At 58.6% G+C, this 13639-nt stretch carries 16 protein-coding genes, 2 tRNA genes and 1 pseudogene; 10 read left to right on the top strand and 9 right to left on the bottom strand.

Annotated elements, in window-relative coordinates:
* Positions 1–76 precede the first annotated feature (76 nt).
* The 3 genes from APR53_03680 to APR53_03670 are packed head-to-tail and all read right to left on the bottom strand — an operon-like array spanning position 77 to position 2532.
* Entirely contained in the window at positions 77–304 is a 228-nt protein-coding gene (locus APR53_03680; GenBank protein ID KQC04158.1) for a hypothetical protein, read from the bottom strand.
* Positions 301–1092 (bottom strand): exodeoxyribonuclease III, encoded by a 792-nt coding sequence (locus APR53_03675; GenBank protein KQC04184.1) that lies wholly within the window; start codon positions 1090–1092, stop codon positions 301–303. The genes APR53_03680 and APR53_03675 overlap by 4 nt, the downstream gene beginning before the upstream one ends.
* A gap of 12 nt (positions 1093–1104) precedes the next feature.
* Complete coding sequence (locus APR53_03670; protein ID KQC04157.1) at positions 1105–2532, bottom strand: aldehyde dehydrogenase; 1428 nt, start codon at positions 2530–2532, stop codon at positions 1105–1107.
* A gap of 108 nt (positions 2533–2640) precedes the next feature.
* Here APR53_03670 and APR53_03665 point away from each other — a divergent pair, with 108 nt between their 5' ends.
* Positions 2641–3228, top strand: coding sequence for an N-(5'-phosphoribosyl)anthranilate isomerase (locus APR53_03665; protein ID KQC04156.1), 588 nt, complete (start codon positions 2641–2643; stop codon positions 3226–3228).
* 8 nt (positions 3229–3236) lie between these two features.
* Here the strand turns inward: APR53_03665 and APR53_03660 are convergent, their stop codons facing one another.
* Complete coding sequence (locus tag APR53_03660; GenBank protein KQC04155.1) at positions 3237–3647, bottom strand: hypothetical protein; 411 nt, start codon at positions 3645–3647, stop codon at positions 3237–3239.
* Positions 3648–3772: 125 nt separating this feature from the next.
* Between APR53_03660 and APR53_03655 the strand changes: the two genes are divergently transcribed.
* A complete protein-coding gene (locus APR53_03655) occupies positions 3773–4078 on the top strand; it encodes a rubrerythrin (GenBank protein KQC04154.1) in 306 nt (101 codons plus the stop codon).
* Between the two features lie 29 nt (positions 4079–4107).
* On the opposite strand, the gene APR53_03650 is transcribed toward APR53_03655, so the two are convergent.
* Positions 4108–4848 carry a DNA methylase N-4 gene (locus tag APR53_03650; GenBank protein ID KQC04183.1) on the bottom strand — a complete coding sequence of 247 codons (741 nt, stop codon included), beginning with the start codon at positions 4846–4848 and terminating at the stop codon, positions 4108–4110.
* A gap of 427 nt (positions 4849–5275) precedes the next feature.
* Between APR53_03650 and APR53_03645 the strand changes: the two genes are divergently transcribed.
* From APR53_03645 to APR53_03630, 4 genes are all read left to right on the top strand, one after another.
* Entirely contained in the window at positions 5276–5878 is a 603-nt protein-coding gene (locus tag APR53_03645; protein KQC04153.1) for a 6-phospho 3-hexuloisomerase, read from the top strand.
* Positions 5879–5893: 15 nt separating this feature from the next.
* Positions 5894–6994: an aspartate aminotransferase gene (locus APR53_03640; GenBank protein KQC04152.1), complete on the top strand. Its 1101-nt coding sequence runs from the start codon at positions 5894–5896 to the stop codon at positions 6992–6994.
* Between the two features lie 9 nt (positions 6995–7003).
* The gene (locus tag APR53_03635) at positions 7004–8041 is read left to right on the top strand and encodes a peptidase M42 (protein ID KQC04151.1); all 1038 of its coding nucleotides are present in this window, start codon (positions 7004–7006) and stop codon (positions 8039–8041) included.
* 148 nt (positions 8042–8189) lie between these two features.
* Positions 8190–8828, top strand: a complete 639-nt coding sequence (locus APR53_03630; protein KQC04150.1) for a two-component system response regulator — start codon at positions 8190–8192, stop codon at positions 8826–8828.
* A gap of 397 nt (positions 8829–9225) precedes the next feature.
* Here APR53_03630 and APR53_03625 read toward each other — a convergent pair.
* Positions 9226–9297 (bottom strand) — tRNA-Arg (locus tag APR53_03625).
* Positions 9298–9354: 57 nt separating this feature from the next.
* Positions 9355–10380, bottom strand: a complete 1026-nt coding sequence (locus APR53_03620) for a hydrogenase assembly protein HupF (protein ID KQC04182.1) — start codon at positions 10378–10380, stop codon at positions 9355–9357.
* Between the two features lie 131 nt (positions 10381–10511).
* On the opposite strand from APR53_03620, the gene APR53_03615 reads away from it, so the two are divergent.
* Together APR53_03615 and APR53_03610 are read left to right on the top strand one after the other, a co-directional pair.
* Positions 10512–10703, top strand: coding sequence for a hypothetical protein (locus APR53_03615; GenBank protein KQC04149.1), 192 nt, complete (start codon positions 10512–10514; stop codon positions 10701–10703).
* A gap of 24 nt (positions 10704–10727) precedes the next feature.
* A complete protein-coding gene (locus tag APR53_03610; protein ID KQC04148.1) occupies positions 10728–11750 on the top strand; it encodes a mechanosensitive ion channel protein MscS in 1023 nt (340 codons plus the stop codon).
* 20 nt (positions 11751–11770) lie between these two features.
* Here the strand turns inward: APR53_03610 and APR53_03605 are convergent, their stop codons facing one another.
* Positions 11771–12058, bottom strand: a complete 288-nt coding sequence (locus APR53_03605) for a hypothetical protein (protein KQC04147.1) — start codon at positions 12056–12058, stop codon at positions 11771–11773.
* 182 nt (positions 12059–12240) lie between these two features.
* Between APR53_03605 and APR53_03600 the strand changes: the two genes are divergently transcribed.
* Both APR53_03600 and APR53_03595 read left to right on the top strand, forming a co-directional pair.
* Positions 12241–12954: a xylose isomerase gene (locus APR53_03600; GenBank protein ID KQC04146.1), complete on the top strand. Its 714-nt coding sequence runs from the start codon at positions 12241–12243 to the stop codon at positions 12952–12954.
* A 103-nt stretch (positions 12955–13057) separates the two neighbouring features.
* Positions 13058–13130, top strand: a tRNA-Thr gene (locus tag APR53_03595).
* 243 nt (positions 13131–13373) lie between these two features.
* Here the strand turns inward: APR53_03595 and APR53_03590 are convergent.
* Positions 13374–13639 (bottom strand): annotated as a pseudogene (locus APR53_03590).

The following is a 13639-nucleotide window of genomic DNA, read 5'->3' as shown; positions in this document are numbered from 1 at the left end:
CGGCTGCGGGTGTAGCAGTCTTGCGTATCACGGCATTGGACGGATGCATTAAAAAAACGTCGGATGCTTCTCCGCCCTACACCGTGCCGGGGTAGAGTGTCCGGACCCTCCCGACGGTCCCGTCGGCGAGCCTGACCTTGATGCCGTGCGGGTGGAAGGGGGAATTGGTGAGGATGGCTGCGACCGTGCCGCGGGTCGTGGCGCCGCTCCGCTGATCTTTTTTCTGTACGACGTCAACCGTCATCCCGGGACGTATCGACTGCCTGCGGCGCGGATCGCCAATGGAGGGAGGAGGTACGGTCATGGCTCCTCACCGACCTCAAGCAGGATGGGACAGTGGTCCGATCCCATGACGGTATCGAGGATGCGGCTGTCGCGGACACGGGACGAGAAGGATGCATCGACAAAAAAATAATCGATTCTCCATCCCACATTGCGTTCCCGGGCCCGTGTTTTCAGGTCCCACCAGGTATACTGCCCTCCTTCGGGGGAGAACATCCGGAAGGTATCCACAAATCCACTTTCAAGGAGGCTGTCGATCCATGCCCGCTCCTCCGGAAGAAATCCGGATCGTTTTTCATTCTCTTTCGGGCGTGCGATATCGAACTCCGTGTGCGCCGTGTTCACATCCCCGCAGATGATGACGTGCCGTCCGTCCCGGAGACGCCTGACCGCCTCGGCCCGGCAGGCTTCGTAGAAATCCATCTTATATGCCAGTCGTTCTCGTGACATCTTGCCGTTCGGGAAATAGATATTCATGAGATCAAACCCCGGGTATCGTGCTATCAGGATCCGCCCTTCGGTATCGAAACGATCGATCCCGAACCCGTACGACACCTCCTCCGGTTCACGGCGGGTGAAGAGTGCCACCCCGCTATAGCCCTTTTTTTCAGCGGATGAGAAGTAGGCCCGGTATCCGGGAAGCCGTGCAATTTCCCCGGGTATCTGGTTCTCCTGCAGTTTCGTCTCCTGGATGCACACGATATCGGGCTGTATCCGGGCAAGTATATCGGCGAACCCTTTTTTTACAACGGCCCGCAGTCCGTTGACATTCCACGAAAGGATCTGCAAAAAGGCATGGTTTTCCGTCATCATCGGCCTCCGCTATGGCCTGACAAGGATCGTTTTCGTCTCCCTGTACCGGTCGGGAGCATCGGGGCCGTTCTCCCGCCCGATACCGCTCGCACCCACGCCGCCGAAGGGCACGTCAGGAGGGAGACTGAGGTGCTGGTTGACCCAGAACACCCCGCACCGGACCTGTCCGGCGACATGGGCGGCGGTCGCAAGATCCCGGGTCCAGACCGACGCCCCGAGGCCGTACCGGCTCGCGTTCGCGCATTCTATCGCCTCATCGATGCCGTCGACACGGACGACGGGAAGTACGGGACCAAAGATCTCTTCCGTCATGACTGCAGATGCGGGATCCGGATCGATCAGGATCGCCGGCTCCAAGAAATGGCCCGCAGGGTTTGCCCCGGGCGGAATCGAGCCGCCCGTCAGCACCCGCGCACGATTCTCCTCCCGCAGGGATTCGATCAGGGAGAGAAGCCGATCGCGGTCGCCCGCACGGTGCATCGGTCCCATCGTGGTCGCGGAATCCATGCCGTTTCCCACCTTCAGGGCTTCGGCCCCGGCCGCCAGTTTCCTGAGAAAAACATCGTACACCGGCCCATCCACATAGAGGCGCTTGACCGCGGTGCAGGTCTGGCCGCAATTGTAAAACCGCCCCCGGAGAGCGCCCGCAACCGCTGCATCAATATTCGCATCCCTGCAGACGATCATCGGATCGCTGCCGCCCAGTTCGAGCGTCACCCCCTTGAGTTCGCCGGAAGCCCGTGCCGCAACCCGCCTCCCCGTTTCGGTCTGCCCCGTGAACGAGACATGCCGGATACCCGGATGCGCCACCAGCGCTTCTCCCGCCTCGCTGCCCGTGCCGGTGACGATATTGACCACTCCGGGTACCCCGCAGGCATCTTCGACGATTGCGGCGAGACAGAGCGCGGTGAGGGGAGTTGTCTGCGAAGGCTTGACGACCATCGCATTGCCGGCGAGCAGGGCGGGCCCCAGTTTCCACGCGAGGATCAGGGCCGGCATGTTCCATGGGATGATGGCGGCGCAGATACCGAGAGGCTGTCTGACGACGGTTGCATACCCATACCCGGGGATCGGCGCCGCCGTTCCCGCCAGCGTGCCGGCGATGGATGCATAGTACTCAAATACATTTGCCGCCCCCCAAATCTCATTCAGCGCCTCGGCAAGCGGTTTGCCCTGCTCCCTCGTCAACAGCCGGGCGAGGGTGTCCGCCTGCTCCCGGATTTTCTCTGCCGCGGCGGTCAGCCGTCTGCCCCGTTCGCGGGGCGGTATCTCCGTCCAGCCGGGCCATGCCTCATCTGCGGCGGCGACGGCGGCGTCGACATCCTCCGCACAGCCGAGCGGAACAGAGTCCAGCAGCTCCCCGGTCGCCGGATTGGCAACACCAATCACCTCGTTGTGTGCGCCGGACATCCAGGCGCCCCCGAAACGCATCTGCATGCCAGATAATGGTGCATGCCTCTATTTTGCTTCTTTGACGGGAACGGGTATCAAGTAGCGGGAGGAGGAATAGGTAGTATATGAACGACCGGACACGCGAGGGAGCACATGCGGGTTAAAATCTGCGGGATCACCCGTGCCGACGATGCGCGTGCGGCAGAGGCGGCCGGGACTGATGCGATCGGGGTCGTCGTCTGCAGCGACGAGGTATCGGTGCGGTCGGTGCCGCTCGAATATGCCGGAGAGATTTTCGATGCCGTCGGGCCCCTGACGACGACCGTTGCCGTGACACATACAGAGCGCGAGTCCGATCTTGACGATATCCTTTCACTCCGGCCCGATGCCGTGCAGATCTCGCACCCCTTCCCCGTACCCCGCCGCGGCTGCCGGATACTCCGGGTTATCAGGAGCAATGACACGGTTCCCGCGGACTGTGACGCGGTGATTCTTGACGAGAGCCACGGTCGGGGGCAGTGCTATGACCCGGTGGCGGCGATCCGTCTGGTGCGGACATCCCGCGTCCCGGTCATTCTCGCCGGCGGCCTCACCCCCGACAACGTTGCCGATGCGATTGCCGCGGTCGGGCCGTATGCGGTCGACGTCTGTTCCGGGGTCGAAATCCGTCCCGGTGTCAAGGACCACCGCCGGATTGACGCCTTTCTGAAGGCCGCGGGAAGGCTGCAGCAGGAAAGGTGAGGACAGGATCAGACGTCTATTTCATCGAGAAACGGCATCAGCCCGATAACGTATGCCTTTCTCCCGGCCGACGTCCGCCTGCCGCACGACAGAATCGTGATCCGCAGGGGAATCGCCTCGAACAGTTCGTCGGTGCTCTTCGGGAACATGGCATATGTTTCCGTAAAAAATCGTATAAAACCCTCGATATGGATGAACGGCCTGTTCTCCTCGGGAATTCCGGCATAGTCCCGGATATCGCGTTCGAGGTCGCCCTCCCGTGCAAGATCCTCCTCCCAGTAGAGGTAGGCATCAATACCGTGCGTCTCGCAAAGGGCCCTGAGTTTTCGGATGTCGACGACATCTCCTGCTTTCAGGCCAATTGATTCGCAGAGTTCTGCGGCGGTTGCATCCGCCGTATCGTGTGATCCGTGCGACATGGTGTTCCCGGACATAGGATTTGGCCCGGGAACGGATAAGAGAATTGATCGCATTCTTCCCCCGGGTTTCGAAATATATTTGTGAAAGGACGATAAGGAAGATACAGTATACAGGAGGAGATAATATGCCGGATTTCGGAAACCCGTTTTCAGGTCTTGCACACGACCGCAAAGTAACCCACGAAGAACTCATCCGTGCGATTCGCTTCATGGTGGCGGCGGAATTTGAAGCCGTCCAGATGTACGTCCAGCTCGCCGAATCGACGGATAATGTGCTCGCGCAGGAAGTGCTCCGCGACATCGCGGATGAAGAAAAGGTGCATGCCGGAGAATTTCTCCGCCTTCTCAAGGAACTGGCTCCCGACGAGGAGTCCTTCTACGAGCAGGGATACCGCGAAGTCGAAGAGGAGATCGAAAAACAAAAGAAATGAGCTTCTGCGGAAGAATCATCCCGCTTTTTTTATTTTCTGTGCCCGGATTTGACCCCTGTCTCCCGGAAATCGTCGAACCTCTTCACCGAGAGGTCGAGGTAGTCGCTATCCGTGTCGATCCCGATAAACCGCCGGTTCATCAGGCGTGCCGCAATCCCTGTCGTCGAACTGCCGGTGAACGGATCGAGCACCGTGTCGCCCTCTTCCGATGAAGCGGCGATAATACGGGACAGCAGGGCAAGCGGCTTCTGCGTGGGGTGTTTTCCCCACCGTTTTTCCGCGGGTTTCGGCGCCGGAATGCTCCAGACGGACCGCATCTGCTTCCCGGGTTTTTTCAGCGGATCCGAGTCCCAGTCCCCGTCCTTCATCAGGTCATACTGAAAGGTATGCCTGCCCTGCGGATTTTTCCGTGCCCAGATCAGCGTTTCGTGGCTCGCGGTAAAGTACCGCCTGCTCAGGTTCGGGGGTGCATTGGGCTTGAACCAGCAGATGTCGTTTAAGATCTGATAGCCCGCCTGCTGGAGAGCGTATCCGCAGGCATATACGGAATGGTACGTCCCGCTGATCCAGATGCTCCCGTTATCTTTCAGCACGCGTTGGCACGCTTTAATCCATGTTGTATGAAAGGCAAAATCCTCGGAAATTCCCCTGCTGACATCCCATGGTCCTTTGTCGACGGGCGCCCGCTGTCCCGCATGGCACGTGAAGCCGCCGTTTGAAAGATTATACGGCGGATCCGCGAAGATCAGGTCGACGGATGCGGGCGGCAGTCCGGCAAGGCAGGCAGTGCAGTCCCCGAGGTATAAGAGTACGCCGTCTGCTGAATAGTACGGAGACAGGGACAGGGAAAGCACCCCGGTTCGGGTAATAAATCCTTTCGCCGGGGATGTATTAGTGTTTACTCCCCGAATCACCCGGTCTGCCGGATCTCAGTTGTTCGGGCGGAACGTCCGGGAGGGGCAGCGTCCGCTGTCGCGGTCCCCTTCCGTCGGGCCGTTGATGGTGCAGATCCCCGTCTTTTCGGTTTTCGGCTCGTAATACAGGCAGTCGCGGCATGCAGGCATATGCGAAAATAGAGACCCGACCAAAAAATATGTTTCGGAAGCGACAGCCGCAGGGTCTCCCCGGTTTGCCCGTGTTTTTCCGGCCCGGCAAACGATATTCTCAAGTAGTATCTTCTCGTATCCTAAGCCACGTATGAACGGATGTTACAGTGTCCAGGAGATGATGCGGTTGATGGCCTCGAAAATCCGTTCGACCGCCGACCTGCTCTCCGACGATGAGATTGAACAGTTTTTAAAGGAACTTCTCGCTGCACGGCGGATCTACGTGCTGGGAGCCGGCCGTTCCGGTCTCGTTGCCAAATCGTTCGCGATGCGCCTGATGCACCTCGGGCTGCAGTCCTATGTCGTGGGCGAAACAATCACTCCTGCCATGCGAGAAGGAGATACGCTTGTCGCTTTTTCGGGATCGGGGGAGACGAAAACCGTTGCGGAACTCTCGGAAAAGGCAAAGGAGATCGGGGGGCGTCTGTGCCTCGTCACCTCGAAAAAAGAGTCCCGCATGGGCCGCATTGCGGACTGTGTCGTGATTATCGAAAATCAGCGTGACGATGTGGAGGATGAATCCGCCGAGTTCGAAATCCGCCAGATGACCGGCGAACACAAATCGTTTGCGCCCCTCGGCACGCTCTTCGAGACTGCCGCCATGGTCTTTGCCGACGCGATGATCTCGGCGCTGATGGAGATTACCCACTGTGACATCGAGGATCTGAAAGACCGTCATGCGAACATCGAGTAAGGGGGATACAGGTTCATGGAAACATACCACTGTGCCCGGCGGATCGACGGTATCGCCGAGTCGGGTATACGGAAACTCTTCGATGCGGGAGGGCCGGACGCGGTCAATCTGGGCATCGGCCAGCCGGATTTCGACACGCCGGATCATATCAAGGAAGCTGCGATCAGGGCAATCAGGGAGGGAAAAACGGGATATACCCCCAATGCGGGCATACCCGAACTGCGGACCGCAATTGCCGATAAACTGGAGCGCGAAAACGGCCTCTCCTGTGGTCCCGACCGGATACTCGTCACGGCCGGGGGGAGCGAGGCGCTGCACCTCGCGATGCTGGCGCTGGTGAACGAGGGCGACCGCGTTCTGGTGCCGGATCCCGGGTTCGTCTCGTATGCACCGCTCGCCTCCATCGCAGGGGGGCGGCCGGTGGCTGTCCCGCTCGACGACACGCTTCACCTTGATGTCGAGGCGGCAAAGGAGCGGATGGACGGGGCGAGGATCTTTGTCCTGAACTCTCCCTCGAACCCGACCGGCATGGTCGAACCCGAATCCACCATCCGTGCACTGGTCGAATATGCGCAGGACCGGCACGTTACGGTCATCAGCGATGAAGTCTACGAGCACTTCATTTACGAGTCCCGTCATTTCAGCGCAGCACGGTTCGGCGAGGACGTCATTACCATCAATGCGACCAGCAAGACATACGCGATGACGGGCTGGCGGATCGGGTATCTCGCCGCACCGAAAGAGTATATCGATGCATGCCTCAAGGTTCACCAGTACTGCCAGGCATGCGCCACGTCCATCGCCCAGTATGCGGCGGTGGCCGCCTATGCGGGGGACCAGTCCCCGGTCGCCGCCATGCGCGAAGAGTACCGGGCACGGCGCGACCTCTTCTACGACGGGCTTTCCGCACTCGGGTATTCGTTTCCCCGGCCTGAGGGCGCATTTTATGTCTTCCTGCCGATAGAACGCGACCGCATACAGGAAGCAGTCGCAAAGGGCCTCCTGATTGTCCCGGGAAGTGCGTTCGGAAACAATGCACCCGATTACGCACGCCTGAGCTATGCGACTTCCCGCGAGAATCTCCGGCGGGCGCTCGACCGGTTCGGTACGTTATGAGGAAGTAGCATGGTCAGGGAACTTCTGAAAAAACTTGCCGACGCCCACGGCGTATCGGGCTTCGAAGGCAGCCTCAACCGGATTATTCGCGACGAGCTGCAGGGCCACGTGGACGAACTGCGCGAAGACTCGATGGGGAACCTCATCGCCGTGAAGAAGGGTGATGACTTTTCCATCATGATCGCGTCCCATATGGACGAAATCGGCCTGATGGTCCAGTATATCGACGAGAACGGATTCCTGAAATTCGTGCCCATCGGCGGATGGTTCGGGCCGGTCCTCTTTACCCAGCGGGTTATCCTCCACGGCACCAAAGGGCGGATTTCCGGCGTTATCGGGGCAAAACCCCCGCATGTGATGGATCCCGAGGAGCGAAAGAAGGAGATCAAGATCGAGGATATGTTCATCGATATCGGGGCAACAAGCGCAGACGATGCGGCCTCGATGGGCATCGAGATCGGTACCCCCGTAACCCTCGACCGCGAATGCGCCGAGCTCGCGAACGGGCGGCTCACCGGGAAGGCGTTTGACAACCGGGTGGGTGTCGCACTCCTGATACGGACGCTGAAGACCGTCCGGTCTCCGCATACCATCTACGGCGTTTTCACGGTGCAGGAGGAAGTCGGGCTCAAAGGCGCGAAGGTCAGCGCCTTCTCCCTCAATCCCGACTGCGCCATCGCCACGGATGTCACCATCCCCGGCGATCATCCGGGCGTCACGAAGAAGGAAGCCTCCGTCGAGATGGGCAAGGGGCCGGTGCTCGTGCTGGTCAGTGCGATGGGCCGCGGACTTCTTGCCCACCAGAAGATGATTGCATGGCTCAGGGAGACTGCCGAGCAAAACGGCATCCCGTATCAGCTGGAGGTGGGGACGGGCGGCAATACGGATGCGACTATTATCCACCTCGTGCGTGGCGGCATCCCGAGCATTCCGCTCTCGGTGGCAACACGCTATATTCATTCGCCGGTCGAAGTGGTGGATACCGCCGATATTGAAGCGGGTATCAGGCTCCTCGTCGAAGCCCTGAAGGGCAAACCCGACATATAATCCCCGCCCGGCGCTGTCAGGGGATTCGGGCTCTCCCCCCGAGTGCCAAGCATTGTATTATATTGTCCCAGGGGAATGGAATGTCATCGTAGTTCCGGTCGTGCAATAAGTCGCCGGTAGTACACCGTGGATCAGGGGGAGGGGACGCGTGTATACCGTACTGGTAGTGAATGATTCACCGATGGTCGTCGACGTACTGACGGCAATGCTCGAGCGGGGAGGGTATCACCCGATCGGCGCCGGCAGCGGTGAGGAGTGCCTCCGGCTCCTGAAGGAGATGAAACCCGACCTGATCCTTCTTGACGTGAAGATGCGGCCCCTGAACGGGTGGGAGACGCTCCGGATGATCAAGGACGACCCCGAAACACGCGATATTGCGGTCGCTATGCACACGGGCAAGCACCTGACGCCGGCCGAAATCCAGCAGTACGGCCGCCTCATCGAGGACTATATTCTTCTGCCGACCACCCACCGGGAACTCTTCGACGCAATCGAGTACATCCTGAACCAGAAAGTGCAGATCGAGCAGGAAGTCGAGATTGCACGGCGGGCCGGTGCGGATGTCGAACTGATCGAGGAATTCAGGTACCTCTCGGGAAGCGTGGACACCTTCCGGCGCCTCATCCGCCTGCTTGAACTGAGCCTGCGCACGGACGTCACCCTGCGGATCGGCGAGCACCTGATGAATGCGATGAAGAGCATGACAACCAGCGAAAAATGCATGGAACGCCGGCCCGAAGAGCTGAAACGGCAGTTCCACGGGATGGGAAGGCGAGAGGGCGCCTGACTTCCGTATGTATCTGCCGGGAAAATCCGCCGGCGTGCCGATGATGAGGAATTCGTATTAAACAGAAACCAATCCCTTTTCCCATGTTTCCGTGTAACGACAAAGCCCCGGATGACGTCAACCGGTTGTTATTCGGATAATAAATGGGGGGTAATTTTCAGTGTTAATACTACACGAAAATGATACGTTCATCCGGATTGCACGGCAGTCGCGGCTGGGCCGGGATCTCCCGGGTGTACTGCCATTGCATACGATGAAATCACCGCGAGCGGCCCGATGCCCGCATCACACCTCACTTCCGCCCTCTGTGAACCGCGAACTATCGTCGATAGGAAAAGCAGTGCAAAAGATTTTGATGACGTAAAAAAGATGGAGGGAAATAATCCTTCCGTTTCGACGCCCCGGCCGGGACTTGAACCCGGGTCGAAAGCTCCGGAGGCTCTCAGGATATCCACTACCCTACCGGGACTCTTCTCTACTATGTGTTCTCGCGGTATAAAAAGACAAACGATGGAGATTCCGGCGCTCACCGCTCTCGCTGGTAGAGGTGCCAGATCTTGCAAGCCCCTTCGTGGCTCACCATGCAGGGGCCGACGGGTTTTCTCGGCGTGCAGACCTTTCCGAAGAGTATGCAGTCGGTGGGACTTGCAATCCCGCGGAGCACCCTGTCGCAGATGCACGCCGAATGCTTGTCCACGTGCCTGATTTCCAGATCAAACTTTTTCTGAGCATCGTACCGGGCGTACTCGGGCCGGAGTTTCAGACCGGATTTCGGTATGACGGGGAATCCGCGCCATTCCACATCGCAGGGCTCGAAGACACGGTGCATGAGCTCTTTCGCCTTTGCATTCCCTTCGCGGCACACGGCACGCGGATAGGCGTTTTCGACCTCGTGCCTGCCGTCTTTGACCTGCCTGACGATCATGAGCAGCGCAAGCAGGATGTCCTCGGGCTCGAAACCCGCAACCACCTGCGGAACCGGGAACGCTTCATACTCTTCGTACCCGTTGACGACACACACGTGCCCCGGAAGAAGAAATCCGTCGAGTTTCGCCTCGCCCTGTTCGAGGAGCCATTTCATCGCCGGCGGAACGAGGCGGTGGCAGCTGAGAATGCTGAAGTTCTCCGGAGGGTCCCGGACGATTGCCGCGGCCACCGTCGGTGCCGTCGTCTCGAAGCCGACCGAGATGAAGACGACCTCTTCGTCCGTTTTTTCGGCGATTTCGACTGCCTTGTGGATGCCCTGTACGACGCGGACATCGCCCCCGCACGATTCGATCGATCCCCGTGAGCCGGGCACTCTCAGGAGGTCCCCGTATGTTGCGATGATACATCCTTTCCCGGCAAGGTCGAGCGTTGCATCGATCTCCCCCTGCGGGGTGATACAAACCGGGCAGCCGGGGCCCATGACGATCTTCAGGCCGTCGGGGAGGACACTCCGGAGACCCGACCGGGATATGGACGCCTCGTGGGTGCCGCAGATATGCATGACGGTAATGGTTCGGTCCAGTGTTTCGTGCAGTGCTGCAATGATCTCGTTTCCGCGGGGCATGGAGTTCTCAGGTACATCGCACTGCAGAATGCATAAGCATGCCGACACGGGCACCGGTTTCCGGCCGCCGGAGACGGATCCGCAATCACATGTAGTGCCGTGCCGGGCCATGGTGAAGGCATGGCTTCCCCCTGGTTGCGCTGGTCCTGTCGTTCTTCATTCCCGGCCTCGGACAGTTCTCTACGGGACAGCTTCTCAGGGCAATTGCACTGTTCGTGCTTACCGTCCTTTTTGCGGCATTGTCGTCCGTGATCATCGGCATTCCGCTGTACATCATCGTCTGGATCTACGGCATGTACGATGCCTCCACCGTGGCTTTATGACCACGCCACGCCAATATTCCTGTCATGGCAGAGGTGTGGCTCGGTGCCATCATACTGATGGCAGGTATTTTCCTGTCCATTATCTCCTATCAGGTATACCGCTGGCTTTCGGCCCGGGCGGATATGACGGAATCAAGTCTGGATGATATCATCGTTCTTGCGTTTGGAAAACCGCTGATTATCGCGATTCTCACCATATCGCTGTACATCGGCATCGCGGTGACGGATCTTCCGGAGGGGTACGACTGGCTCACGGACAGCCGGTACCTGGTCTCCATGTTCCTGGTGCTCGGAGCGTGGGTAATCTCGTCATTTATACAGAATTTCATCGCTCTCTACGGGCGGTGGCTGGCGGCCCACACCGAGAGCGATCTGGATGACAAAATCATCGGGATCCTCGAGGCGACAGCGCGGTATATTATCTGGTTTATCGCGTTTTTGCTGGTGCTTTCCTACCTCGAAATCGATATCACCCCGCTCGTTGCCGGAGCAGGCATCTTCGGGCTGGCAATCGCCCTCGCCGCACAGGACCTGATCTCGAATTTCTTCGGGGGTGCGCTCATCCTCGTCGACAAGCCCTTCAAAGTCGGGGACCGGGTAAAAATCGACGGGAATCTCGGGGATGTTCTCAGCATCGGGCCGCGAAGCACCCGGATAAAAACGCTTGACTACCAGCTCCTGACGATCCCGAACTCGAAGATCGCCAACTCCATCGTCACGAACTACGCCATGCCGGATGTAAAACTGAAGGTGAAGATTCCCGTTTCCGTCGCATACGGGAGCGATGTGCGACGGGTGAAGAACCTGCTCATGGAGATCGCCACTCATGCGGCAGCGACCGAGGAGTATATTCTCGACGACCCCGCACCCAGCGTATACTTTCTCGAACACGGGGAATCGAGCCTGAATTATACCATGGTAATCTGGGCGAAGGCCTTCAACATGGCGTGGGACGTCCAGGATCATATCAATTTCCGGATTGACGAGCGTTTCCGCGAGGAAGGCATCGAAATTCCGTTCCCGCAGATGGACATCCATACGCGGTAACCGGTTCTCCCCTCTTTTTTTTAGTCCGCCGGACAGGTCGTCGTTTTCTCCTCACGGCAGCGGTCTTCCCGGATCTGGGGAAACCGCCGGTCGAGTTCGGCCCGGATGTCGTCCGGTGCTGTTCCCTCCGTAGCCATGCCGTGGATGATCCCGATGATATACAGCACGTCCGGTGTATACAGCCGCTCCCTTCCGTCATCACCCCAGGTCAGGAATTCGTCGTAGATGTCCGCATAGTCACAGACGGTCTCTTCCGGAATGCCTGTCCGCCTGGCGATATCCGATATCCTGAAATATTCAAGCTTCATCCCCCATCACCGGAAAGAATCTCATCGTGTCAGGTGAAAAAGTACCGGTCAGCAGGGGGATTTCCCGGTCCGGCCGTGCGGCTGAGGGAAATTCACCGTCCCGAAAGGCGCAATAGCGCGAAATCGGCATCGCGGATGCCGCTCCGGCAGATTTTTGTGCTGTTCAGGGGTATCAATTCTTCATGTTCGGCGTGTCAACCCATTGCCTCAGCCACGAACCGCTCGAAAAAGCCCTCGAACTGCTTGTCCCGGTGACCGGCATCGTCGAGATCATGGACGACGGCTGCCACTTCTGTGCGACGGCGGAGCCGCTCGAAAGCTATTCGTTCGAGTATTTTCTTCACGCTCCGGCCCGGGGCGTGAATATTGCGAGCACGCTCGAGCCGATCCGGCGGGCGAGCGTCGAGGTAATCGGACAGGCATTTACCGTGGCGGGCGAGGTCGATGCGGATGTCGTCATCCACCCGGGCTACTACACATGGGTGCAGGAACGGGAGGCGGCCATCGGGCAGATGCAGCAGTCGCTCGGCGAACTGACACGGTATGCGGAGGAGTGCGGGATCACGTTTTTTGTCGAAAACATGCCGGAATGGCACTATTTCTTTCTCCGCTCCCCCGATGAGCTCCCTCTTATCGGCGGGCTGGGCCTTGCCCTCGACGTCGGCCATGCGCACCTGAACGGCTGCCTCGATGCGTTTCTCGAGTGCCCGATTTCCCATTTCCACCTCCATGACAACGACGGCACGGAAGATTCCCATGTGGCTGTCGGTGACGGGACGATCGATTTCACGAAGGTTTTAACGGCCGTTTCGAAAAATTCCGCAATCCCGGTCATCGAGGTCGGGACGCTGGACGGCGTGCTTGCGAGCATCGACCGCCTCGGCCTGCACCGGTAACGCCCGCGTTCACGGGCCCGGAATCCGGGGAAACACTCCCATTCTCTCATCCCGTTTCAGTAGTGTTTTATACGTTGCCTGCCGACATGTATGATGCACCAGTGCCTCAGTGGCTCAGCCGGCAGAGCGCGTCCTTGGTAAGGACGAGGTCGCGAGTTCAAATCTCGCCTGAGGCTCTTTTCCTTTTGTTCAAAGCTTTTTGAGAATTCAGAGCGTTTTAATCCGATAAGGCGAGTGGGGATCACTAGGGTAGTGTGGGTGCACCTGCAAGCACCCGGCGTATCTCTTTCGGGTCTCCTTGAAGAGAATCGAACGCCAGGTGGACTTGTTCCTCCGGCTTCATTGCAAAATAATCCGTCTCTTTGAGAAATAGATATTGTTTATAGCAGATTTGAGGCACGATCAAGGAATGCAGGGTCTCATTTTCTCCATTTTATACCGGATGATCGCGTGTTATACAATGGGATCAGATTCAGGTATTTGAGTGCCTCTTCTTTCGAAGATACACCATATACTCGATCATCAAGAATATCCGGATAACGGATACGTGAATCAACGCGTTGATCCGCAAACTCACCACTCCAGCCATCCACCCGATATCCAAGAATGAGTCTTCCGTGCGCCCATGCCATAGCTATTTCCGAGAGCGTGCCCGATCCACCTCCAATGGCAATAAGCGCATCAG

The organism is Methanoculleus sp. SDB (assembly GCA_001412355.1).
GTDB lineage: Archaea > Halobacteriota > Methanomicrobia > Methanomicrobiales > Methanomicrobiaceae > LKUD01.
The sequence above is the reverse complement of the archived record's forward strand: the minus strand, read 5'-3'. Positions and strand labels throughout refer to the sequence as shown.

Coding starts and splice junctions, on each gene's coding strand:
- APR53_03680 (KQC04158.1), bottom strand. CDS start 304: ATGACCGTACCTCCTCCCTCCATTGGCGATCCGCGCCGCAGGCAGTCG.
- APR53_03675 (KQC04184.1), bottom strand. CDS start 1,092: ATGACGGAAAACCATGCCTTTTTGCAGATCCTTTCGTGGAATGTCAAC.
- APR53_03670 (KQC04157.1), bottom strand. CDS start 2,532: ATGCAGATGCGTTTCGGGGGCGCCTGGATGTCCGGCGCACACAACGAG.
- APR53_03665 (KQC04156.1), top strand. CDS start 2,641: ATGCGGGTTAAAATCTGCGGGATCACCCGTGCCGACGATGCGCGTGCG.
- APR53_03660 (KQC04155.1), bottom strand. CDS start 3,647: ATGTCGCACGGATCACACGATACGGCGGATGCAACCGCCGCAGAACTC.
- APR53_03655 (KQC04154.1), top strand. CDS start 3,773: ATGCCGGATTTCGGAAACCCGTTTTCAGGTCTTGCACACGACCGCAAA.
- APR53_03645 (KQC04153.1), top strand. CDS start 5,276: ATGAACGGATGTTACAGTGTCCAGGAGATGATGCGGTTGATGGCCTCG.
- APR53_03640 (KQC04152.1), top strand. CDS start 5,894: ATGGAAACATACCACTGTGCCCGGCGGATCGACGGTATCGCCGAGTCG.
- APR53_03635 (KQC04151.1), top strand. CDS start 7,004: ATGGTCAGGGAACTTCTGAAAAAACTTGCCGACGCCCACGGCGTATCG.
- APR53_03620 (KQC04182.1), bottom strand. CDS start 10,380: ATGCCCCGCGGAAACGAGATCATTGCAGCACTGCACGAAACACTGGAC.
- APR53_03610 (KQC04148.1), top strand. CDS start 10,728: ATGGCAGAGGTGTGGCTCGGTGCCATCATACTGATGGCAGGTATTTTC.
- APR53_03605 (KQC04147.1), bottom strand. CDS start 12,058: ATGAAGCTTGAATATTTCAGGATATCGGATATCGCCAGGCGGACAGGC.
- APR53_03600 (KQC04146.1), top strand. CDS start 12,241: ATGTTCGGCGTGTCAACCCATTGCCTCAGCCACGAACCGCTCGAAAAA.